This is a genomic window from Azospirillum melinis (genome assembly GCF_013340935.1).
Lineage (GTDB): Bacteria > Pseudomonadota > Alphaproteobacteria > Azospirillales > Azospirillaceae > Azospirillum > Azospirillum melinis.
Map to the genome: position 1 here is coordinate 1 of NZ_WHOS01000090.1, position 21,941 is coordinate 21,941.

The window sequence follows — 21,941 nt, forward strand, 5'->3', positions numbered from 1 at the left end:
TTTATTCGTTGTAGCAGAAGCCGGCATCCGAGTTGTAGTACGGTCTCGTGGGCTCGGAGTTGTGTATAAGAGCCAGCCCGTCCCCCATGTCCTCGCTCCTTTCCGATCTTCGCATCGTCGAAGTCTCGGCCTTCGTCGCGGCTCCGCTGGGCGGCATGACCCTGGCCCAGCTGGGTGCGGAGGTGATCCGCATCGACCCCATCGGCGGCAACATCGACTACCGCCGCTGGCCGCTGGCACCCAACGGCACCAGCCTCTATTGGACGGCGCTGAACAAGGCGAAGCGGTCGGTCACCCTGGCGCTCGACAGGCCGGAGGGGCGGGACATCGCCCAGGCCATCATCACCGCGTCGGGCGAGGATGCCGGCTTTCTGCTGACCAACCTGCCGGCCAGCGGCTGGATGGGCTATGAGGCGCTGTCCGCCAGGCGCGACGACCTGATCATGCTGCGGCTGACCGGCAATCCGGACGGATCGGCCGCGGTGGATTACACCGTCAATTGCGCCGGCGGATTCCCGATGGCGACGGGCAGGGGAGGGGAGCCGGTGAACCATGTCCTGCCGGCCTGGGATGTGGCGGCCGGCCTCTACCTCGCCACCGGGCTGCTGGCGGCGGAACGGCAGCGGCGCCGCACCGGCCGGGGGCAGGAGGTGACGGTGGCGCTGGCCGACGTGATGCTGGCCACCGTCGGCAATCTCGGCTACCTCGCCGACGTGCGGGTGAACGGCGCCGTGCGTCCGCCGATGGGCAACGACCTGTACGGCGCCTATGGCCGCGACTTTCCCACCGCCGATGGGCGGCGCGCGATGGTCGTCGCCATTTCCAACCGCCAGTGGAAGGCGCTCGGCAAAGCGACCGGGCTGGCCGACAGGCTGGCGATGATCGGCCCGCTGATGGGCGTGGACATGGACGACGAAGGCGGACGCTTCCAGGCCCGCGATGCGATCTCCGCCCTGCTCGCCCCCTGGTTCGCCGCGCGCACGCTGTCGCAGGTGGAAAGTGCGTTCGCCGGCTCGGGCGTGCTGTGGGGGCCCTACCGCGATTTCGGCCAGCTCGTCGCCGAGGATGCCCGCTGCTCCACCGCCAACCCGCTTTTCCGCGAGATCGACCAGCCCGGCGTCGGGTCGCTGCTGGTTCCCGGATCGCCGCTCGGCTTTCCCGGCATGGGGGAACGCACCGACCATCGCCCGGCCCCCGGTCTGGGGCAGGACACCGACGCGGTGCTGGCCGATCTGCTGGGGCTGCCGTCCGCGGAGATCGGCCGCCTTCACGATGCCGGCATCGTTGGATAGGGGGGATAGGGAGGATAGGGCGATCCGGCGGATCCCGTCCGGCGAGGCCGGAACGGTTCACTCGGCAAGGTGCGGCCCCGCAGTCGGTCCGATCGTCAGGGTCGCGGACATGCCGACACGGATGCGTTGTTTCTGCGCGTCGGACAGGGGCGGCAGCGCCACGCGAACGGCGAAGGATGCGCCGGTCGACGCCCCCCCGTCACCGGCCGTCGCCTGCTGCGCGACCCAGGCGACCCGCCCGGACAACCGACTGTCCGGAAAGGCTTCGCCGGTCACGTCGACCGGCTGACCGACGCGCAGGCTGTTGATATCCATCTCGTCGACCTGCGCCGTGACCGCCAGGCTATCCATCTCGGCAATCAGGAACAGGTTTTGGTTCTGGGACAGCCCGGCCCCGACCTCGACCGCTGCGACACCGGGCGTATTAGCCGAAGAGGCGGCTGACGCCTTCATGACCATGCCGGAGGCCGGAGCCCTCACCACCGCACGCTCCACTTGCCGACGCAGATCCTCGACCTTCGCCAGGGCGCCCGTATGCTCCAGTTCGGCCATGCGGACGGCGTCGCGCCCGCCCCTTTTCGCGGTGGTGGCCAGCTCCTCTTCCGCCGCCTGACGGTTGAGCGCCTGCGTTTCGGCCTGTTTCAGCAGATCCTCATACTCCTGCCGCGGAATGATGCCCTGGGCAATCAGGGGCTTGGCATCCTGCACACGGCGTTGCGCCTGCTCGGCCTCCCGCCGCGCGGCGGCCAGCTGACGCTGCGCACGCGCCATCTCCGCGCCGGTCGCCCAGTTCCTGATCTCGTCCAGATGCTGCGCGGTCTTGAGACGGGCAGCCTCCGCGTCGCGCGCGCGCATATCCATATCGAAGCCGTCGATGATCAGCAGGACCTGACCGGCTTCGACCCGCTGGCCATACTCGAACCGCTTTTCCTTCACCGATCCGGCGAAGGGGGCCACCACCGTCACCGTGCGGCCCGGTTCGACCGTTCCAGCCACCGACAGGACGGGAAGGGACAGGACGGGAAGTGGCACGGCCTTCTCCGGTTCACCCTCCCGAGGCGTCGGCGCGGCCCTGTCGGCCGGGACGCGGCTTGCCGACAGCATTGCCTGCGCATCCTCGAACCAGGACGGGCCGCTCAGGACCAGGCCGGCGCACAGGGCGCCGCCGCAGAACCACGCCAGCCTGTCCAGGGTCCGCCGCCGCGTTCCGCCGGCCGCCGGTCGCGGTGCCTGCACGCTCATCGACCCGCTCCTTGCATTCCTGTCGACCGCATCGGCGTTCACTCCCCGCGCAACGCCGCGACCGGTTCCAGGCGGGACGCCTGCATCGCCGGGTAAAGCCCGAAGAACAGCCCCACCCCGCTGGACATGCCGAGCCCCAGCGGCAGCGACGGGACGGACGGCGCGAACGCCCACCCCGCATTCCAGGCATAGACCGCCGCCGCCGCGAGGCCCAGGAGGGCGCCCGCCATCCCACCGCTGAGCGAGAGGGCCAGCGCTTCGGCCAGGAACATCGCGCAGACATCGATGGGCCGGGCGCCCAGGGCCATGCGCAAGCCGATTTCGCGCCGCCGCTCGACCACGCCCATCAGCATCACATTCATCACGCCGACCCCGCCGACAATCAGCGATACGCCGCCGATGGCGGCCAGCAGCAGGGTGTGGACCCGCGCCTGATCGCTCATGGCGACGATCAGCTGGCGGGCGCTCTGCACCATGACCGGGCGGGGATGGGCGCCGCCGGAGAAATGATTGGTCATCGACTGCCGCACGTCCCGATCGTCGGCACCCGGCATCTTGCGGACAACGAGGTTGGTGATGTCGCTGTTGGCCGACACCCGCCGCACGCCGGACAGGGGCACGAAGGCCGTGCTGTCGACATCCAGCGGCAACACCGGGTTCGGCGTGCTGCCGGCGAGAACGCCGACCACCGTATGATTGTATCCACCCATCCGCAGCAGGCCGCCCGGCACCGGGGGGTGGCCGTCTTCCGCCAGTCGGCGGGCCAGCCCGGCCCCGAGGACGACGACGGTCGCGGCGCGGTCCCCCTCCGTCAGCGTCCGGCCCTGCGCGGCTTTGGCCTGGACCAGCGCAAAGAACTCCGGGGTGACGCCGGCGACGGCGCTGGGCAGGCGGGTGCGCCCCTGGCGGATCTCCACCCCCAGCATCGTCAGCGGCGCGACCTCATCGACGCCGGGAAGCGCCCGCAGCCGGTCGACATCGGCACGGGTCAGGACCGCCGGCCGGCCGGACAGGCTGAAATCCTTCTGGACCGTCAGGATGTCCGCCCCCATGGCGAGGAACTGGCGCATGGAGTGTTCCCTGGCATTCTCGCCGATGGAGATCAGGGCGACCACCGCCGCCGTTCCGATGGCGATGCCGAGCAGGGCCAGGAGCGAGCGCTGTCGCATCGCTCCAAGGTTGCGCAACGCGTCCGCCGCCAGCGCCCGCCACCGGCGCCCGCCGCTTTCCCCGTCAGCCATCGGCCTCCCGGGCATCACGGGACGGCCCCGGACGCCGCGCTGTCCAGCCGTCCGTCCCGCATCACCAATTGCCGCCCGCAACGCGCCGCGATGGCGGGATCATGGGTGACGAGCGCCACGGTCACCCCCAGATCGGCGTTCAGGGCGAAGAACAGGTCGATGATCTGGCGCGCGGTGGCGCTGTCCAGATTTCCCGTCGGCTCGTCGGCCAGCAGCAGGGCGGGATCGCCGACCACCGCGCGGGCAACCGCGACGCGCTGGCGCTGGCCCCCCGACATCTCCTCAGGCCGGTGATGCAGCCGGTCAGCCAGCCCGACCCGCTCCAGCATCGCCGCCGCACGGTCGCGGCCCAGGCGCGGCGGCACGCCGCGGTACAGGAACGGCAGGGCGACATTCTCCAGCGCCGTCAGCCGGGGCAGCAGATGGAAGGACTGGAAGACGAAGCCGATGCGGCGGTTGCGCAGTGCCGCCAGCCGGTCCGCCGAGGCCGCACCGACCTCCTCCCCCTCGAAGCGGAGCCGCCCGGAATCCGGACGGTCCAGCAGCCCCATCAGCGAGAGAAGCGTCGATTTTCCCGACCCCGAAGACCCGACGATGGCGCAGACCTCGCCCTTCCGGATGTCCAGCGACACGTCGCGCAGCACCTGCACCGCGCCTGCCGCACGGCCATGGCTCTTATGCACGCCGTCGAGAGCGAGGATGGTCATGCGGCGCCTCACGGACCGGCGGCAGGCGTGTTGGCGGGCGACACCAGCCGGAGGGAGACTCCCTCCTCGCCGGTGGGACGGGCGTAGGCCGCCAGCGGCAGGCTGTCGGCGGAAGCCGCCAGTGCCGGCGCCGCGATGTCCGGCGCCGCGACGGGGGGAAGCGCTATCTCGGGCGGCGCGCAGCAACCGGCCGCCAGCGTGCACAGCAGCGCCGGGAGCAACGCCGGCCTGGGCCGGAGGGTGGGGATGGGGGCGCGCATCATGGCGGTGGGTCGTTCAACTGGATGCCCCAGGTGTCGATGGTGGTGCCGACCTGGAGGTCCAGCAGGACGAGCGCATCGAGATAGGCCACCAGCGCCGCCAGCTCGCCGCTTTCGGCTGAGCGCAGCTGGTCCTGGAACGACACGACCTGGAAATTGCTCGACCGTCCGGCGCGCAGCTTGGCCATCTCGCCGGCCAGCGTCCGTTCGCCCAGTTCCCGCACCTGCCGGCTGAGCGTGTATTGACGCCACATGGCGTCGACCGTCCGCACCCCGTCGCGCACCTGCTGATCGACCTGGGCGCGCAGCTGTTCCAGCGCAACCTCGTTCTGCCGCAGGCCGACGCTTGCCTGGACCTCCTGCTGTTTCAGGGACAGGTCGTTGATGGGGATGTTGAGCTGAAGCCCGGCCCGCAGGTCGGTCTTGGTGGCGGGCAGCTTTTCCGACGCCCGCCAGCCGCTGCGCCCGGCTCCCGGCACGCTCACCCCGGCGACCACCGAAACATCCCACAGCCGTTGATTGCGGGCGACATCCAGTCCGATGCGCGCGCTTTCGATGGCGACCAACTGCGACAGGTAGTCCGGCCGGTTGTCGAAGGCCAGCGCCCTCACCTCGTTCACGTCGATCCGCACCGGTTTCGCCGTCAGCCGGTCGGCGGGAACGACCCGCGTGTCGAGATCGAGCGCCAGCAGCGTCAGCAGTGCGAGCCGCGCGGCATCGAACGCGCTTTGCGCCTGCAACAGCGCCAGTTCCTGGGCCGCCGTCGTCGCCTGGGCCTGGAACAGCTCGACCGCGGCCATTCGTCCTGCGGCGATCAGCGCCCGGTTGGTCGCTTCCAGATCGCGGGCGCGTTGCAGGGCGCCGTCGGCGAGGGCGATCTGCTGGCGGGTTTGAACGAACTGGTGATAGGCGCGGGCGATGTCGGTCACGGTGTTGGCGACCGCGGTCTTCAGGCGAAGCTGGTTGTAGCGCTCCTGCAACCGCGCGATGCGCACCGGAGCCATCGTGGTGTCGTAGCCGGCCCCCTTCAGCAGTGGTTGGATGACCGACAGGGTGAGTGCCGACTCCCCCCGCGACAGTCCGCCGTCCGGCTGCCGCCGGCTGCTCTGCCGCAGATCCCAGCCGAACGCGATGATGGTGCCCAGCGGCGTCAGCGTTTGCACCGTCGGCGACAGGTCGATGGCGACCCCGCGGCTGCCGCCGGTGCGGTCGGCATCGACGGTGGACAGCAGATTTCCGCGGGGGGTGAAGGCGGACTCCGCGACATGCAGGTTGTAGGCGTCGAGAACCCGCTGCAGATAAGCTCCGCGGACTCCGCTGTTCCGCCGCAGCCCGAGATAGACCGCCTCAGGCAGGGTCAGACGCAGTTCGGGACCGGTTGCCGGCGGCGTCGGCCCGGATCCGTCATGGGCATAGCGGGGGTGCGGAGCCATCTGTGCGTGCGAGATCTCCGCACCGCCAACGGCGGTTCCCAGAGCCAGGGCAACCGCCATGCAGCGTATGATCGCAGGACATGCGTTCAGAGCGCTCGGAACCGCCACGGAGACACCTTTGACACAACCATAACTGTCAATACCATACGCAATGCGCCATGGACAGGAAAAGACCGGACGGCACGGACGATGTTGCCGGTCCTCGCCCCCTGTGTCGGGCCTTGGATGCGGACAGTCGTCCGGCCGGCCGGCTTCTTCCCTCCGGGGGCAGCGTTCAGGTCTTCAGATCGACGGGCTTGTACGAAGGCGGAGGTGATGCCTCGTCCGTGGTCTGGGCGGAGGATTTGTCGGTGGCGGGATCGGTGAGGGAGGAAGCCAGCCAGTGTGCGGTTCCGTTTGACCCTGACTGGTCGCGTCCGGTCACGCCCTTCAGCAGCCGCTCGGCAAGCTGCGCCGCGTCCTCGCTCCGCGCCTTCATCCGGTCAAGCCGCGTGCCGCCGCCGGACGCCGGAGAGGACGCATCACTTTTCTCCCCTCGCAACTCCCTCTGCTGAGCTTCGTAGGTCGCTTTGGATTCCTTTATGCCCTGAGCGAATCTTTCGTATTGTTCTGGCAGAAAATTTTCTTTTACATATTTAAGCTCTTCTTCTTCTGTCATTTTCCCAGATTTTGTGCCAACTGAGTCATTCATCTTGCCTACGGTCGATACGAAATCATCGATATCATCTCCACTGTCGGCGACGTTACTGCCACCTTCGCCGCCACCAACTTGAACGCCTTTATCTGTTGTCTCCAGGCGATAGGATAAGGCATAGCCAGATTTTCCATTCAAGTCAGTTCCGAAGTCTGACGTAATATTTACAGAAATCTCGCCATCAGCAGATCTGAAATCTGCCTTGAATCCCGCGACGCTTCCGGTCTCCTCGATTTTTTTCTTGGCGGCAGCGGCGGTGTCTTGCATGAATTTCTTCAAAGCGGAACCGCCCGCAAGCGTGACGTTGGGGCCGTTGTAATCCGTGATCGCTCCAGCCATTTTTCACGATCCGTCATCGGGATGATCGACGTACATCACCATGTGAGGTGCGACCGATGCCTGTTGTGTCGAGGGGTAGGGGAAGAGCGTGGATGCGTTCAGGATCCAGATGTCGAACGCATCAGGCCGTCCCACAATCAGGTCTTCAGATCGACGGGCTTGTAGGAAGGCGGAGGCGACGCGTCGTCCGCGGTCTGGGCGGAGGATTTGTCGGTGGCGGGATCGGTGAGGGAGGAAGCCAGCCAGTGTGCGGTTCCGTTCGACCCTGACTGGTCGCGTCCGGTCACGCCCTTCAGCAACCGCTCGGCAAGCTGCGCCGCGTCCTCGCTCCGCGCCTTCATCCGGTCAAGCCGCGTGCCGCCGCCAGACGCCGGAGAGGACGCATCGCCTTTCTCCCCCCGAAGCTCCCTTTGCTGAGCTTCGTAGGCCGCTTTGGATTCCTTTATGCCCTGAACTACCTTTTCGTACTGATCCGGTGTAAAATTCTCTTTCACAAAATTCAAATGTTCTTCTTCTGTCATTTTAACCGATTGTGCGGCCGATGCGTCATTCATATCAGCCATCATCGAATGGAATCGCTCTATATCTTCGTTACTGGCTGTAACTCCGGTTACTCCTTCTCCGTGAGCAATCCGAGTGCCATTTTCACTTGTATCCATTTCGTAAGATAGGCCATACCCTGATTGCCCATCAGACCCCACCATCAACTTCGACGTGATCTTGACTGATATATCCCCAGTTGCCGATGTAAAGCCTGCCTTGAATCCCTCAAGATTTCCATCGACAGCTATTTTTTTCTTTGCCTCAGAAACTGACTTCTCCATAAAGCTCTTAAGATCTTTTCCGCCAATCATAGTAAAATTGGGAGCATTGAAGTTTCCTATTCCAACCATTTTCAGCACTCCCTTATGTCAGGCGGTTGAGGGCGCTAATAAATGCTCATCAGTGCAACTTGTCTCAACAGATCATAGTAATTTATGATCTTGAACTTCGAGTATACACAATGAGCGAGATTTATTAGCGCCGGGTGTTTTAGCGGATGCTGAACACAATCGCACCCGTGCAGGTCGGAGAAGGTTGCTGGCTGACACTCGGGGTCGGACATTGAGCGGTCACGCCAAGCGGTGTGGCGAAAGCCGTCAGTGTCCCGCAGAGCGGGCCGTTCTTAACCTGCTGTCCCGGTCGCGACCACGAAAAGCTGCAAGTCTTGCCGCCCCCCGACACGGTCAAGACGCCGCTGTCCGGCTGGCCGGAGGAAAAGCTGGATGTGCCCGTTCCCGAGGCACCGTTGTTGATCGAGCTCGGCAGGCCGATGCTGGTCCCCGACACCGTGACGGTTTGGCCGGACAGGTTCTGCACGACGACACCGGTGGTTCCCGCCAGAGCCGGCATGGCGAACAGCAGGGAGGCCGCAAAGCCCATCGCTCCGGCAAATTTGACCGACATTAAAAGTCCTCCAGTTTTTGGTCTCAACGCCCGAGACCTCCCGGCATGGTAGTCTCACTGGCGGATGACAACACCTTTATAGCGCAATTCTATCTCGCAAGACAATGCATGAAGGTGGAAAAATAGAATCCAATAAATCCTTAGATAGCAAATTTAGTATTTCTGCTCCTGTCTTTCACAGGCTCTGTTGCAAGGTTTGCCGACAGGCACGGGATGATGGTTACGGGCATCCCGTGAGGTCCGCCACCGATTGGCCTCCTCCAGCGTCCAGCCATTCCGCCGCCTGCCGGCAGACCTTGCAACAGGGCCCGAACGCGTCCCCGGACGTCGATGCGGTGCTTGCGGGACGAAGGACGCTGCCCTCCCGGCACGGGCCCGGACGCCTCCGGCATGACCATGGTCTGACCGTTTCGTCGCCATGTCGCTTTGGGCCGCCGTTGCCTATGCAGACTGCGACGCCTGATCCGGGTAATGTCCGCCCAGCGTCTCCGACAGGCGGCTGCCGGCGGCCAGCAGCAGGGGCGCCATCACCGCCACCCGCTCCCCGGTGAAGCGGGTCAGCGGTCCCGACAGGGTCAACGCGCCGACCAGCCCGTCCCGTTGTGAAAAGACCGGCACGGCGGCGGCCCCGGTCTCGGACTCGCGCTCGCCGAAGGAGAGCAGAGGCAAGGCGGCGAAGTCAGCCGCCGATCCCTGCCCGGCGAAGCGGGTGAGCACATGGCCGGCGGCACCCCGGTCCAGAGGCAGGCGGTCGCCTTCATGGACGTGATCGCGGATCGCCTGCGTCGAATCCTCGCGGAAGGCGCAGATGCGCCACGCCCCTTCGCGCCGGAAGAAGGAGGCGCTTTCCCCGCTCTCCCGCATCAGCTGGCGCAGCACCGGCCGGACATGGTCCTCCAGCCGCAGGGAGCGCTGGTAGAGCCCCCCCAGCCGCATCAGCTCCGGGCCGAGCCGGTAGGACTTGTCCTGGTGGCGGACGAGATAGCCGGCCCTTTCCAGCGACACGGTCAGCCGCAGGATGGTGCTCTTGTAGAGCCCGGTCCGCGCCGCGATCTCGGTCAGGCTCAATGCATGATCGCCCGCCTGGAAGCAGCCGACGATGCTCAATGCCCGATCGACGGACTCCACTCCCCCGGCGGATGCGGCGGTCGTGGTCGGCTTCGCATCGGTCATGTCGCACCCTTCATTGGCAGCTTCGGCGTGCATTCTTCCTCGACACCGCCATCGGCCGTCAAGGACGGCCCGAACAAGTCCCAGGCGTGAGAAAAGTGCGGGGGCAAATGGTTCAGGCTTGACGCAATTTGCCTTCGTATGTTCTCTTAGATGAAACACAGTTCTATCTAACAGAACTTTTGCGAGGCGAAGGGTGGAACGCTACAAGCTGTTCATCGATGGGGACTGGTGCGATCCGGTTTCCAACGCGTGGTTCGAGACGACGGAGCCCTTTTCGGGGCGGGCCTGGGCGGAGATCCCGCGCGGCACGCAGGCAGATGCGGACCGCGCGGTGGAGGCGGCGCACCGCGCCTTCCTGTCGCCGGACTGGGCCGGGCTGACGGCGACCCAGCGCGGCGCGCTGCTGCGCCGGCTGGCCGGGCTGATCGAGGACAATGTCGACCGGCTGGGCGCCATCGAGCAGCGCGACAACGGCAAGCTGATGGCCGAGGTCAGCGGGCAGGTGCGGAACGTCGCCCAATGGTTCCATTACTATGCCGGGCTGGCCGACAAGGTTCAGGGCGCCGTCGTGCCGATCAACAAGGCCGACGTCTTCAACTATGTGAAGTACGAGCCGCTCGGCGTCGTCGTCGCCATCACCCCGTGGAATTCGCCGCTGGCGCTGACCACCTGGAAGATGGCTCCGGCTCTGGCGGCCGGGAACACCATCGTCATCAAGCCGTCGGAATACACCTCCGCCTCCATCCTGGAGCTGGCGAAGCTGGCGCATGAGGCGGGTTTCCCGCGCGGCGTCGTCAACGTCGTCACCGGCTTCGGCGGGGAAGTGGGCGAGCCGCTGGTGCGCCATCCCCTGACCGCCAAGATCGCCTTCACCGGCGGCGACATCGGCGGCCAGCGCGTCAACGAGGCCGCGGCGCCGGGCCTGAAGAAGGTGACGCTGGAGCTGGGCGGCAAGTCGCCGAACATCGTCTTCGACGACGCCGACCTCGACCAGGCGGTGAAGGGCGCCATCTCCGGTGTGTTCGGCGCCTCGGGACAGACCTGCATGGCCGGTTCGCGCCTGCTGGTCCAGAAGACCATGCACGATGCCTTCGTGGGCAAGCTGGTCGCGGCGGCGGGCGAGGCGCGCATCGGCGACCCGTCCAGGATGGACACGCAGATCGGCCCCATCGCCACCCGTCCGCAGTGGGAGAAGATCCTGCGGATGATCGACATGGCGAAGGACGAGGGCGCGGTCTGCGCGCTCGGCGGCCATGCCCTGTCGGGGCCGGACTACGGCCAGGGGCAGTTCGTGGCGCCGACCATCTTCACCCAGGTGCGCAACGACATGCGCATCGCCCAGGAGGAGGTGTTCGGCCCGGTCCTCTGCGTCATCCCCTTCGAGGACGAGGACGATGCGCTGCGCATCGCCAACGACGTCGAGTTCGGCTTGGCGGCCGGCGTGTGGACCCGCGACCTGCACAGGGCGATGTACTGCGTCGACCGGCTGCGCGCCGGGACGGTGTGGGTGAACAATTACCGCTCGACCAGCTTCACCACGCCCTTCGGCGGCTACAAGCGCTCCGGCCTCGGCCGCGAAGGGGGCGTGGAGGCGATCAAGGAATATCTCCAGACCAAGTCCGTCTGGATCACCACGAAACCCAACCGCGCCAACCCCTTCGTGCTCGGCTGAGGCCGGGCCGGCGCGGCTTGTCCTCCGGGAGCATTCCCATGTCCGAAATTCCCATCTCCGAAGCGACTATCGACAGCGCCGCCGGCTGGTGGCGGACGTCGATCATCGACATCCATCCGGGTTCGATCCGGGTGCGCGGCTATGCCATAGAGGAGCTGATCGGCACGATCGGCTTCCCCGACATGGTCTGGCTGATGCTGCGCGGCGAGCTGCCGACACCGGCACAGGGCCGGTTGCTGGGGGCCGCGCTGGTGGCGGCGGTGGATCACGGGCCGCAGGCGCCGTCCATCGCCACCGCCCGCATGGCCGCCACCTGCGGCGTCGGGCTGAACAACGCCATGGCGTCCGGCATCAACGCGCTGGGCGACGTCCATGGCGGTGCCGGCCAGCAATGCATGGACCTCTACGCCGCCGTCGCCGCCCGCATGGCCAATCACGGAGCGGACGGCATGTCCGTGGCCGGGGCGGCGGAGAGTGAAATCGCCGCCCGGCTGGAGCGGCGCGAGCATATCCCCGGCTTCGGCCACCGCTTCCATCCCGTCGATCCGCGCGCCGGCCGGCTGCTGGCCCTGGTGGAGGCGGCGGCGGGGGAGGGCGCCGTGACGGGAGAAGCTGCCGCCATCGGCCGCGCGGTGGAGGATGCGCTGGCCGCGCGCAAGGGCAGGCGGCTTCCGATGAACATTGACGGCGCCACCGCCGTGGTGTTCGCCGAACTCGGTTTCCCGTCCGGGCTCGGGCGCGGGCTGTTCGTGCTGTCGCGCTCGGTCGGCATCATGGCGCACGCCTGGGAGCAGTCGCAGCAGGGCGGCCGCATCAAGGGGCCGATGCCGCCGTCCATCCCCTACCGCTATGACGGGGCGTCGCCGCGTCCGGTTCCAGCAGAGTTTCCGGGAGACGGAGCATGACCGACCATTCCCCCGCCGACTCCCCCGCCGAATCTGTTGGCAAGCCGCTCCCTCTGGCCGGCGTCAAGGTCGTCGATTTCGGCCATACGGTGATGGGGCCATCCTGCGCCATGATCCTCGCCGACCTCGGTGCCGACGTGGTGAAGGTCGAACCGGTGCCCAACGGCGAGCCGACCCGCCATCTGAAGGGCTTCGGCACCGGCTATTTCGGCTATTTCAACCGCAACAAGCGCTCCATCGCCATCGACCTGAAGACGCCGGAGGGCCGGGACATCGCGCATCGCCTCGTCGCCGAGGCCGACGTGCTGGTGGAGAATTTCGCCCCCGGCACGATGGAGCGGCTGGGGCTGGGCGCCGACGCGCTGGCCCGCATCAACCCGCGCCTGATCTATGCCAGCCTGAAGGGATTCCTCGACGGCCCCTATGCCGGCCGCCTCGCGCTCGACGAGGTGGTGCAGATGATGACCGGGCTCGCCTACATGACCGGGCCGAGCGGCCGGCCGCTGCGCGCCGGCACGTCGGTCGTGGACATCACCGGCGGCATGTTCGCCGTCATCGCCATCCTGGTGGCGCTGCGCGAGCGGGAGCGGATCGGCAAGGGCCAGACCATCGAGACCGCCCTGTTCGAAACCACGGTGTTCCTGATGGGGCAGCATCTCTGCTACGCCGCCCAGGCGGACGGGCCGATCCCGCCGATGCCGGAGCGCGTGTCGGCCTGGGCGGTCTACGAGACCTTCCGCACCGCCGACGGGCGGCCGATCTTCGTCGGCATCACCACCGACAGCCATTGGGAGCGGTTCTGCGCCATCATCGACCGGCCGGACCTGCGCGACGATCCCATGTTCCGCACCAACAACGACCGCATCGCCGCCCGGCCGCGTCTGCTGCCGCTGTTGACGGCGCTGTTCGGCAGCCTGTCGATGGAGGAGGCGGTGTCGGTGTGCGAGCGCGCCCGCATTCCCTTCGCACCCATCGCCCGGCCGGAGGACCTGTTCGAGGATCCGCACCTGCGCGCCACCGGCGGGCTGATGCCGACCACCCTGCCGAACGGGGTGCGGACCGCCCTGCCGCGGCTGCCGATCCATGTGGCGGACACCGATCTCACGATCCGCCGCGACCCGCCGCGCGTCGGACAGGACACGCACGCGGTGCTGTCCGAACTCGGCTACGGTCCGGCGGCGATCCAGCACCTGACGGGGGCTGGAATCGTCGTGGCCGACAGCGAAGCCGGCGGCGATCAACGTCGCCTTGCGGGATGATGCGGAATGCCGCGGGAGATGAAAGAAATGACGGAGGAAACACGGATGTCTGAGCACCCCAACAGCGATCTGGTCATCGTCGGCTGCGGCATCGCCGGGCTTTCGGCGGCGGTGACGGCGCTGCAGGCCGGCCTGTCGGTCACCCTGCTGGAGCGGGCGCCCGAGGAGGATTTCGGCGGCAATTCGCGCTGGACCGAAGCCTATATGCGGATGAAGAACGATTCGGAGATCTCCGACGATTTCGAGGAGCATTTCGCCGCCAACGCCGGGCTGAACATCGACCCCAACGTGCTGGCCGCCGCCACCGAACCGTACGAGCATTGGCCGGACTATGTGAAGGCCCACCCCTTCCCCGATCCGGAAGTGATCTCCCGCTTCGCCGAGCGGGTGCCGCCGACCATCGCCTGGCTGAAGGGCTTCGGCCTGCGGTTCGAGCCGCAGCCGATCTATCTGCTGACCCAGAACACCCAGCGCATCGCGGCGCAGGGCGGCGGTCTCGCCCTGATCGAACGCCTGATGGCGGAGGCGAAGGCGCTGGGCGCCCGCGTGCTCTACCGCACCACGGCGCTCGACCTGCTGCGCGACGACCGGGGCCGCATCGGCGGTGTTCATGCCACCGGGACGGACGGGCTGCGCGTCGCCATCCGCGGCCGGTCGACGATCCTGGCGTCGGGCGGCTATCAGGGCAACCCGGAGATGATGACCCGCTACATGGGCCAGCGCGCCAAACATGTGCGGCCGGTGGCGCGCGGCGGCTACTACAACCGTGGCGAGGGCATCCGCATGGCGCTCGACGCCGGGGCGGCGGCGGCCGGCGATTTCGGATCCTACCATGCCGAACCGGTCGACCCGCGCTCCCGCCAGCCGGAAGCGGTGATCTTCATCTGGCCCTATGGCGTGCTGGTCAACAAGCGCGGAGAGCGCTTCCTCGATGAGGCTCCGGGCACCGCCGACGCCACCTACGACCACATCACCCGCATCGTCGCCGACCAACCCGACGGGATCGCCTATGTGCTGTTCGACGATCAGGTGGAGGACATTCCACGCTGGCGCACCAGCATCCGCAGCGACGTGCCGGCCATCGAGGCGCCGACGCTCGACGCGCTGGTCGAAAAGCTGGGCCTGCCGCCGGACGCCACGCTGGCGACGGTCGCCGCCTACAACGCCGCCTGTCCGTCCGATGCCTCCCGCTTCGATCCGACGCGGGTGGACGGTCTGGCGACCACCGGGCTGACCCCGGCCAAGACCAACTGGGCGCGCCCGCTGACCAAGGGTCCATTCCGCGCCTTCCCCATCGTCTCGGCCAATTGCTTCACCTTCGGCGGATTGAAGGTGGATGCCGATGCCCGCGTGCTGGACGGCAACGGCCGGCCGATGCCGGGACTCTATGCGGCGGGCGAGACGGTCGGCCTCTATCACCAAGTCTATACCGGCTCGACCTCGGTCCTGCGCGGCGCGGTGTTCGGCCGACTGGCCGCCCAGCATGCGGCGGCATCCAGGAACGCCGGCTGACCGTCCACAAAGCCGACCATCGATAAAAAGCCCTAGGGAGGAACTGATGAACCGTTACGCCGTAACGGCGGCTGTCGCCGCCTGCCTGTTCGCCCACAGCCTGTCCCAGCCGGCGCTCGCGCAAAGTGCCGCCTACAGCGACGGCAAGATCAAGATCGGCATCCTGACCGACCTGTCGGGCCAGCTGTCCGACAGCACCGGGCAGGGGTCGATCACCGCGGCCCAGATGGCGGTGGAGGATTTCGGTGGCGCCGTCAACGGCACGCCCGTCGAACTGATCTTCGCCGACCACCAGAACAAAGCCGATGTCGGCGCCTCGACGGCAAGGCGCTGGTACGACGTCGATCAGGTCGACGCCATCATGGACGTGCCGAACTCCGCCGTGGCGCTGGCGGTGCAGCAGATCACCAAGGAGAAGGACCGCGTCGCCATCTTCTCCTCGCCTGCCAGCTCCGACCTGACCGGCAAGGCCTGCACGCCGAACGGCATCCACTGGACCTACGACACCTATGCGCTGGCCCATGTGACCGGCGAGGCGGTGGTGGCCTCGGGCTTCGACAGCTGGTACTTCCTGACCTCCGACTATGCCTTCGGCCACGCGCTGGAGCGTGACACCGGCGCCGTCGTCGAGAGCCAGAAGGGCAAGGTGGTGGGAAGCGTCCGGATGCCGGCGAACAATGCCGACTTCTCCTCCTTCCTGCTCCAGGCCCAGGCGTCGCCGGCCAAAGTCGTGGCGCTCGCCACCGCCGGGGCCGACACCCAGAACGCCATCAAGCAGGCGGCGGAATTCGGGCTCGGCCAGTCGGGCAAGAACATCGTGGCGCTGCTGCTCGCCATCAGCGAGGTCCACGCGCTGGGCCTGCCGGCGACCCAGGGCATCATGCTGACGACGCCCTTCTACTGGGACATGGACGACCAGACGCGCGCCTTCTCCAAGCGCTTCTTCGAGAAGCGCAAGGCGATGCCGACCTTCTACCAGGCCGGCGTCTACGGCGCGGTCAGCCATTACCTGAAGGCGATCAAGGCCACCGGAACCGACGCCGCTCCCACCGTCATGAAGACGATGAAGGAAACGCCGGTGAACGACTTCATGACCAAGAACGGCACGGTGCGCGAGGATGGCCGGGTGCTGCGCGACATGTATCTCTTCCAGGTCAAGACCCCGGCCGAGTCCAAGTCGCCCTGGGACTATTACAAGCTGGTCCGCAGCGTTCCCGCCGACCGTGCCTTCCGGCCGCTGTCGGAAAGCGACTGCCCTCTGGTCAAGAAGATGTAGGCGCCGCCCACAGGGCTTCGCACCGGACGATGCATAACCGTTGGTAATGCCCCGCTTACATATATGAAGTTGAGCCGGAGGGCTGATTGCTTAGGATTCGCACCGAATTCGCCGCATCACTCCCGGCGGCGGCGCCTCCCACCCCTTACCGGACAGCATGACGATGGAGCGGATATCGGCCGCCGAAACCAGCCTGAGCGGGGGCGACCCGGCGACGGGTGAGATGGTGATGCGTGGGCATCGACTGCCCGATCTGATCGCCCGTTCCTATGAAGAGGTCGTGGCGATCCTGTGGGATGCGGAGCTCCCGGCACAGATGAGCCTGGATGCTCTGGCTGCGGCGAGATGCGACGCTTTTGCGCGGCTCTCTCCCCGCTTCGCGGCGATGCCGTCCGATCTCACCGTGATCGAGTGTCAGCGCGTCCTGCTGGCCTCGCTGCCGGGGGCCGCGATGACGCCGCTGCTGCTGGTGGCGGGCGCCGCCGTTGCCGCCGCTTCCGCCATCCGGCTGGTTCGTGGACAGGCCCCGGTGGCGCCGGACCGCTCCCTGCCGCATGCCGCCGATCTGCTGCGCATGATCCATGATGCCGCCGCCGGCGAGGCGGAGACGCGGGCGCTGGACCGTTATCTGGTCGCGATGGTCGATCATGGCGTGAACGCCTCGACCTTCACCGCCCGCGTGGTCGCCTCGACCGGGGGCGGCCTGTCGGCTGCCGCAGTGGCGGCGCTGGGCGCTCTGGAAGGCCCGCTGCATGGCGGTGCGCCGGGGTTGGTCCTCGACATGCTGGACGCCATCGGCGAGGCGGACCGTGCGGAAGACTGGGCGGCGGCGGCGCTCGACCGGGGGGAGCGGCTGATGGGCTTCGGGTCGCGGGCCTACCACATCCGCGATCCTCGCGCCGACATCATGAAGGACAGCCTCCTGGCGCTGCAAAAGTCCGGCGCGGGCCGGGCACCGGAGGGGCGGCTTGCCTTTGCCGAAGCCGTCGAGCGGACGGTTCTTTCGGTGATGGCGGCGCGCCGTCCCGAGCGGACCCTGCACACCAATGTGGAATTTTACGCCGCCCTGCTGCTGGAAGCGCTCGGTGTGCCGCGCGCCGGCTTCACACCCCTCTTTGCCGCCAGCCGCGCGGCCGGATGGGCGGCGCATGTGCGTGAACAGGAACGGACCGGACGCATGCTGCGACCGGCGTCACGCTATGTCGGTCCGCTGCCGGACGGCCGACCCAAGACCGGAAGAGGACAGGAATGACCACCGGACCCACCGACGACATCATTCTGGAAGCGCGTGGTCTGACGAAGGAGTTCAAGGGGTTCGTCGCGGTTCGCGACGTGAACCTTCAGGTTCGCCGCGGCACCATCCACGCGCTGATCGGCCCGAACGGCGCCGGCAAGAGCACGGTGTTCAACCTGCTGACCAAGTTCCTGACGCCGACGCGCGGCCAGATCCTCTACAAGGGCCGCGACATCACCCGCACCAAGCCGGCCGACATCGCGCTGATGGGTCTGGTCCGCTCCTTCCAGATCTCGGCCTTCTTTCCGCATCTCAGCGTGCTGGAGAATGTCCGCGTCGCCCTGCAACGGCCGCTCGGCACCAGCTTCCATTTCTGGAAATCCGAAGCGTCGCTCCACGACCTGCACGGCCGGGCGCTGGAGCTGATCGAGGCGGTCAACCTCACCCCCTGGGCCGGCCACACCGCCGCCGAGCTGCCTTACGGCCGCAAGCGCGCGCTGGAGATCGCCACCACGCTCGCGCTCGACCCGGAGGTGATGCTGCTCGACGAGCCGCTGGCCGGCATGGGCCATGAGGACATCGAGGGCACCGCCGCGCTGATCAAGCGCGTCGCCGCCGACCGCACCGTGCTGATGGTGGAACACAATCTGTCGGTCGTCGCCCACCTGTCGGACACCATTACCGTGCTTCGCCGCGGCGAGATCCTGGCGGAGGGGCCCTACGAGGTCGTCTCCAGGAACCCGCAGGTGATGGAAGCTTATATGGGCACGGGGGGGGCCGGACATGCCTGACGGGATGAACACCAAAACGGCGATGCTGGAGATCGCCGACCTGTACGGCTTCTACGGCGAGAGCCATGTGCTGCACGGCGTCAGCCTGGAGGTGCGCCAGGGCGAGGTGGTGACGCTGCTGGGCCGCAACGGCGCCGGCAAGACCTCGACCATGCGCGCCATCATGGGGATCATGGGCAAGCGCACCGGCTCCATCCGCTTCCAGGGCACCGAGCTGATCGGCATGGCCCAGCACAGGATCCCGCGGCTCGGCATCGGCTATGTGCCGGAGGAACGCGGCATCTTCTCCTCGCTCAGCGTGGACGAGAACCTGACGCTGCCGCCGGTGGTGAAGGAGGGCGGGATGACCGTCCCGCAGATCCACGAGCTGTTCCCCAACCTGAGGGGCCGCGGCTCGACGCAGGGCACGCGGCTGTCGGGCGGCGAGCAGCAGATGCTGGCCATCGCCCGCATCCTGCGCACCGGCGCCACCCTGATCCTGCTGGACGAGCCGACCGAGGGACTGGCTCCCGTCATCATCGAGCAGATCGGCGTGGCGGTGCGGGCCTTGAAGCAGCGCGGCTTCACCATCGTGCTGGTCGAGCAGAACTTCCGCTTCGCCGCCACCATCGCCGACCGCCATTACGTGATGGAGGAAGGCCATGTGGTCGACATGATCCCCAACGACCAGCTCCACGCCAACATGGACAAGCTGCACACCTATCTCGGCGTGTGAGCGGGAGAGGACCGTCCGATGTCGCACCTTTTCGGCATTCCGCCGCAGGCCCTGTTCGGCCAGCTTCTGCTCGGCCTGATCAACGGCTCCTTCTATGCGCTGCTCAGCCTTGGGCTGGCGGTGATCTTCGGGATGCTCAACGTCGTCAACATGGCGCACGGCGCCTTGTACATGGTCGGCGCCTTCGTGGCGTGGCTGCTGCTGACCTATCTGGGCGTCGGCTATTGGGGGGCGCTGGTGCTGGCGCCGCTGGCGGTCGGGGCGGTCGGGCTGGTGCTGGAGCGCACCATGCTGCGCCGGCTCTACAAGGTCGACCATCTCTATGGGCTGCTGCTGACTTTCGGGCTGGCGCTGATCTTCGAGGGCGCCTTCCGCCACCAGTATGGCGTGTCGGGCCAGCCCTACCCGATCCCCGAGCTGCTGAAGGGCGGCATCAACCTGGGCTTCATGTATCTGCCGACCTACCGCGGCTGGGTGGTGGCGGCGTCGCTGCTGGTGTGCCTGGGCACCTGGTTCGCCATCGAGCGGACCAAGCTGGGCGCCTATCTGCGGGCGGCGACGGAGAACCCGACGCTGGTGCAGGCCTTCGGCATCAATGTGCCGGTGATGGTGTCGTTGACCTACGGCTTCGGCGTGGCGCTGGCCGGGCTGGCCGGCGTGCTGGCGGCACCGATCTATCAGGTGTCGCCGCTGATGGGGTCGAACCTGATCATCGTGGTGTTCGCCGTGGTGGTGATCGGCGGCATGGGCTCGATCCTGGGCGCCATCGTCACCGGGCTCGGGCTGGGGCTGCTGGAGGGGCTGGCCAAGGTCTTCTACCCGGAAGCCTCCAACATCGTCGTGTTCGTGATCATGGCCGTGGTGCTGATGGTGAAGCCGGCCGGACTGTTCGGCCGGGAGAGATAAGCCATGACCATGCAAACCAGGGACACACTGCACGAAGGTATCGTCATGTATGGCGGCTCGCCGAAGATCCTGCTGGCCGGAGCCGGGCTGCTGCTGGCAGTCCTGGCGCCCTATGCGCTCTATCCCGTCTTCCTGATGAAGGTGCTGTGCTTTGCGCTGTTCGCCTGCGCCTTCAACCTGCTGATCGGCTTCGCCGGCCTCTTGAGCTTCGGCCATGCCGCCTTCTTCGGCGGGGCCGCCTACATCGCCGCGCATGTGGTGAAGGTCTGGGGCTGGGCTCCGGAGTTCGGGCTGATCGCCGCCACCGCGGTGGCAGGCCTGATGGGACTGGTCTTCGGCCTGATCGCCATCCGCCGCCAGGGCATCTATTTCGCCATGATCACGCTGGCGCTGAGCCAGATGGTGTTCTTCCTGGCCTTGCAACTGCCCTTCACCCATGGCGAGGACGGCATCCAGGGCGTGCCGCGCGGCACCCTGTTCGGGCTGTTCGACCTCGGCCAGCCGCTGACCATGTACTACACGGTGCTGGCGATCTTCGTCGCCGGCTTCGCCCTGATCTGGCGCACGGTGCATTCGCCCTTCGGCCAGGTGCTGAAGGCGATCCGCGAGAACGAGCCGCGCGCGGTGTCGCTCGGCTACCGCACCGACCGCTACAAGCTGGTCGCCTTCGTGCTGTCGGCCTCGCTGGCAGGGCTTGCCGGCGGCACCAAGGCTTTGGTGTTCCAGCTTGCCTCGCTGACCGACGTGACGTGGCAGATGTCGGGCGAGGTGGTGCTGATGACGCTCCTGGGCGGCATGGGCACGCTGTTCGGGCCGGTGGTGGGTGCGGGGCTGGTGGTGACGCTGGAAAGCTATCTCGCCTCCACCAGCCTGCCGGTGCCGGTGGTGATCGGCTGCATCTTCGTCGTCTGCGTCCTGCTCTTCCGCCGCGGCATCGTCGGCGAGTTGCTGCACCGTCTGCCGGGAAAGGGGAATCGCTGATGTCCCTCCATCGGGAGATCGGCCGCTTCCTCGCCGACATCAGAGCCGTATAAGGATACGATCCATGAAAGTCCTCGTCCCCGTTAAGCGAGTGGTCGACTACAACGTGAAGATCCGCGTCAAGGCGGATGGCAGCGGCGTCGAGACCGCCAACGTGAAGATGAGCATGAACCCCTTCGACGAGATCGCCGTCGAAGAAGCCGCGCGGTGCAAGGAAGCCGGCAAGGCGACCGAGATCGTGGTGGTGTCCGTCGGCCCGGCCCAGGCCCAGGAGACGCTGCGCACCGCTCTCGCCATGGGTGCCGACCGCGCCATCCTGGTGCAGACCGACGTGACGACCGAGCCGCTGGCCGTCGCCAAGGTCCTGAAGGCGCTGGTCGGGAAGGAGGCCCCCGGCCTCGTCATCCTCGGCAAGCAGGCCATCGACGACGATTGCAACCAGACCGGCCAGATGCTGGCGGCGCTGCTGGGCTGGGGCCAGGGCACCTTCGCCTCGAAGATCGCCGCCGGCGACGGCACGGTCGCCGTGACCCGCGAGATCGACGGCGGGCTGGAGACGGTGAACCTCAAGCTGCCGGCGGTGGTCACCGCCGACCTGCGGCTGAACGAGCCGCGCTATGCTTCGCTGCCCAACATCATGAAGGCGAAGAAGAAGCCGCTGGAGACCGTCACGCCGGACAGCCTCGGCGTCGACGTCACCCCGCGCCTGAAGACGGTGAAAGTCGCCGAGCCGGCCAAGCGCCAGGCCGGCATCAAGGTGCCGGACGTCGCCACCCTGGTGGACAAGCTCAAGACCGAAGCCCGCGTGATCTGAGGGGAATGAACTGACCATGGCCAACATTCTCGTCATCGCCGACCACGAC

General features: G+C 67.2%; 21 protein-coding genes. 12 read left to right on the forward strand and 9 right to left on the reverse strand.

The genetic code is table 11. The features are described 5' to 3' along the window. The first annotated feature begins 86 nt into the window (after positions 1-86). A complete protein-coding gene (locus GBZ48_RS33580) occupies positions 87-1,292 on the forward strand; it encodes a CoA transferase (RefSeq protein WP_174474994.1) in 1,206 nt (401 codons plus the stop codon). Positions 1,293-1,349: 57 nt separating this feature from the next. Here the strand turns inward: GBZ48_RS33580 and GBZ48_RS33585 are convergent, their stop codons facing one another. The 9 genes from GBZ48_RS33585 to GBZ48_RS33625 all read right to left on the reverse strand — a co-directional run bounded on the left by GBZ48_RS33585 (position 1,350) and on the right by GBZ48_RS33625 (position 9,827). Further along, the gene (locus GBZ48_RS33585; RefSeq protein ID WP_343049775.1) at positions 1,350-2,576 is read right to left on the reverse strand and encodes an HlyD family secretion protein; all 1,227 of its coding nucleotides are present in this window, start codon (positions 2,574-2,576) and stop codon (positions 1,350-1,352) included. Continuing rightward, positions 2,573-3,775: an ABC transporter permease gene (locus GBZ48_RS33590; RefSeq protein ID WP_246307643.1), complete on the reverse strand. Its 1,203-nt coding sequence runs from the start codon at positions 3,773-3,775 to the stop codon at positions 2,573-2,575. Before GBZ48_RS33590 ends, GBZ48_RS33585 begins: the two co-directional genes overlap by 4 nt. 14 nt (positions 3,776-3,789) lie before the next feature. Continuing rightward, positions 3,790-4,482: an ABC transporter ATP-binding protein gene (locus GBZ48_RS33595; protein ID WP_246307644.1), complete on the reverse strand. Its 693-nt coding sequence runs from the start codon at positions 4,480-4,482 to the stop codon at positions 3,790-3,792. Positions 4,483-4,490: 8 nt separating this feature from the next. After that, complete coding sequence (locus GBZ48_RS33600) at positions 4,491-4,745, reverse strand: hypothetical protein (protein ID WP_174474996.1); 255 nt, start codon at positions 4,743-4,745, stop codon at positions 4,491-4,493. Further along, complete coding sequence (locus GBZ48_RS33605) at positions 4,742-6,175, reverse strand: TolC family protein (RefSeq protein ID WP_246307645.1); 1,434 nt, start codon at positions 6,173-6,175, stop codon at positions 4,742-4,744. Before GBZ48_RS33605 ends, GBZ48_RS33600 begins: the two co-directional genes overlap by 4 nt. Before the next feature lie 274 nt (positions 6,176-6,449). Continuing rightward, positions 6,450-7,208, reverse strand: a complete 759-nt coding sequence (locus tag GBZ48_RS33610; RefSeq protein WP_246307646.1) for a hypothetical protein — start codon at positions 7,206-7,208, stop codon at positions 6,450-6,452. A gap of 137 nt (positions 7,209-7,345) precedes the next feature. Continuing rightward, positions 7,346-8,101: a hypothetical protein gene (locus GBZ48_RS33615; RefSeq protein ID WP_174474997.1), complete on the reverse strand. Its 756-nt coding sequence runs from the start codon at positions 8,099-8,101 to the stop codon at positions 7,346-7,348. 139 nt (positions 8,102-8,240) lie between these two features. Continuing rightward, positions 8,241-8,654, reverse strand: coding sequence for a hypothetical protein (locus GBZ48_RS33620; RefSeq protein ID WP_174474998.1), 414 nt, complete (start codon positions 8,652-8,654; stop codon positions 8,241-8,243). A gap of 441 nt (positions 8,655-9,095) precedes the next feature. Beyond that, a complete protein-coding gene (locus GBZ48_RS33625) occupies positions 9,096-9,827 on the reverse strand; it encodes an IclR family transcriptional regulator (protein ID WP_174474999.1) in 732 nt (243 codons plus the stop codon). 193 nt (positions 9,828-10,020) lie between these two features. On the opposite strand from GBZ48_RS33625, the gene GBZ48_RS33630 reads away from it, so the two are divergent. The 11 genes from GBZ48_RS33630 (at position 10,021) to GBZ48_RS33680 (ending at position 21,892) form a co-directional block, all read left to right on the forward strand. Next, positions 10,021-11,499 carry an aldehyde dehydrogenase family protein gene (locus GBZ48_RS33630; RefSeq protein WP_174475000.1) on the forward strand — a complete coding sequence of 493 codons (1,479 nt, stop codon included), beginning with the start codon at positions 10,021-10,023 and terminating at the stop codon, positions 11,497-11,499. 38 nt (positions 11,500-11,537) lie between these two features. Beyond that, on the forward strand, positions 11,538-12,404 hold the full coding sequence (locus GBZ48_RS33635; protein ID WP_174475001.1) for a citryl-CoA lyase: 867 nt from the start codon (positions 11,538-11,540) through the stop codon (positions 12,402-12,404). Continuing rightward, a complete protein-coding gene (locus tag GBZ48_RS33640) occupies positions 12,401-13,663 on the forward strand; it encodes a CaiB/BaiF CoA transferase family protein (protein ID WP_174475002.1) in 1,263 nt (420 codons plus the stop codon). Before GBZ48_RS33635 ends, GBZ48_RS33640 begins: the two co-directional genes overlap by 4 nt. 45 nt (positions 13,664-13,708) lie before the next feature. Continuing rightward, on the forward strand, positions 13,709-15,175 hold the full coding sequence (locus GBZ48_RS33645; protein ID WP_174475003.1) for an FAD-dependent oxidoreductase: 1,467 nt from the start codon (positions 13,709-13,711) through the stop codon (positions 15,173-15,175). A gap of 46 nt (positions 15,176-15,221) precedes the next feature. After that, positions 15,222-16,451 (forward strand): ABC transporter substrate-binding protein, encoded by a 1,230-nt coding sequence (locus tag GBZ48_RS33650; protein ID WP_174475004.1) that lies wholly within the window; start codon positions 15,222-15,224, stop codon positions 16,449-16,451. Between the two features lie 163 nt (positions 16,452-16,614). Next, the gene (locus GBZ48_RS33655; protein ID WP_209798350.1) at positions 16,615-17,703 is read left to right on the forward strand and encodes a citrate synthase; all 1,089 of its coding nucleotides are present in this window, start codon (positions 16,615-16,617) and stop codon (positions 17,701-17,703) included. After that, complete coding sequence (locus tag GBZ48_RS33660) at positions 17,700-18,476, forward strand: ABC transporter ATP-binding protein (protein ID WP_174475006.1); 777 nt, start codon at positions 17,700-17,702, stop codon at positions 18,474-18,476. The genes GBZ48_RS33655 and GBZ48_RS33660 overlap by 4 nt, the downstream gene beginning before the upstream one ends. After that, positions 18,469-19,191: an ABC transporter ATP-binding protein gene (locus GBZ48_RS33665; RefSeq protein WP_174475007.1), complete on the forward strand. Its 723-nt coding sequence runs from the start codon at positions 18,469-18,471 to the stop codon at positions 19,189-19,191. Before GBZ48_RS33660 ends, GBZ48_RS33665 begins: the two co-directional genes overlap by 8 nt. Before the next feature lie 18 nt (positions 19,192-19,209). After that, on the forward strand, positions 19,210-20,097 hold the full coding sequence (locus GBZ48_RS33670) for a branched-chain amino acid ABC transporter permease (RefSeq protein ID WP_174475008.1): 888 nt from the start codon (positions 19,210-19,212) through the stop codon (positions 20,095-20,097). Between the two features lie 45 nt (positions 20,098-20,142). After that, positions 20,143-21,078: a branched-chain amino acid ABC transporter permease gene (locus tag GBZ48_RS33675; RefSeq protein ID WP_246307647.1), complete on the forward strand. Its 936-nt coding sequence runs from the start codon at positions 20,143-20,145 to the stop codon at positions 21,076-21,078. 64 nt (positions 21,079-21,142) lie between these two features. Beyond that, on the forward strand, positions 21,143-21,892 hold the full coding sequence (locus GBZ48_RS33680; RefSeq protein ID WP_174475010.1) for an electron transfer flavoprotein subunit beta/FixA family protein: 750 nt from the start codon (positions 21,143-21,145) through the stop codon (positions 21,890-21,892). The last annotated feature ends 49 nt before the right edge of the window (positions 21,893-21,941 follow it).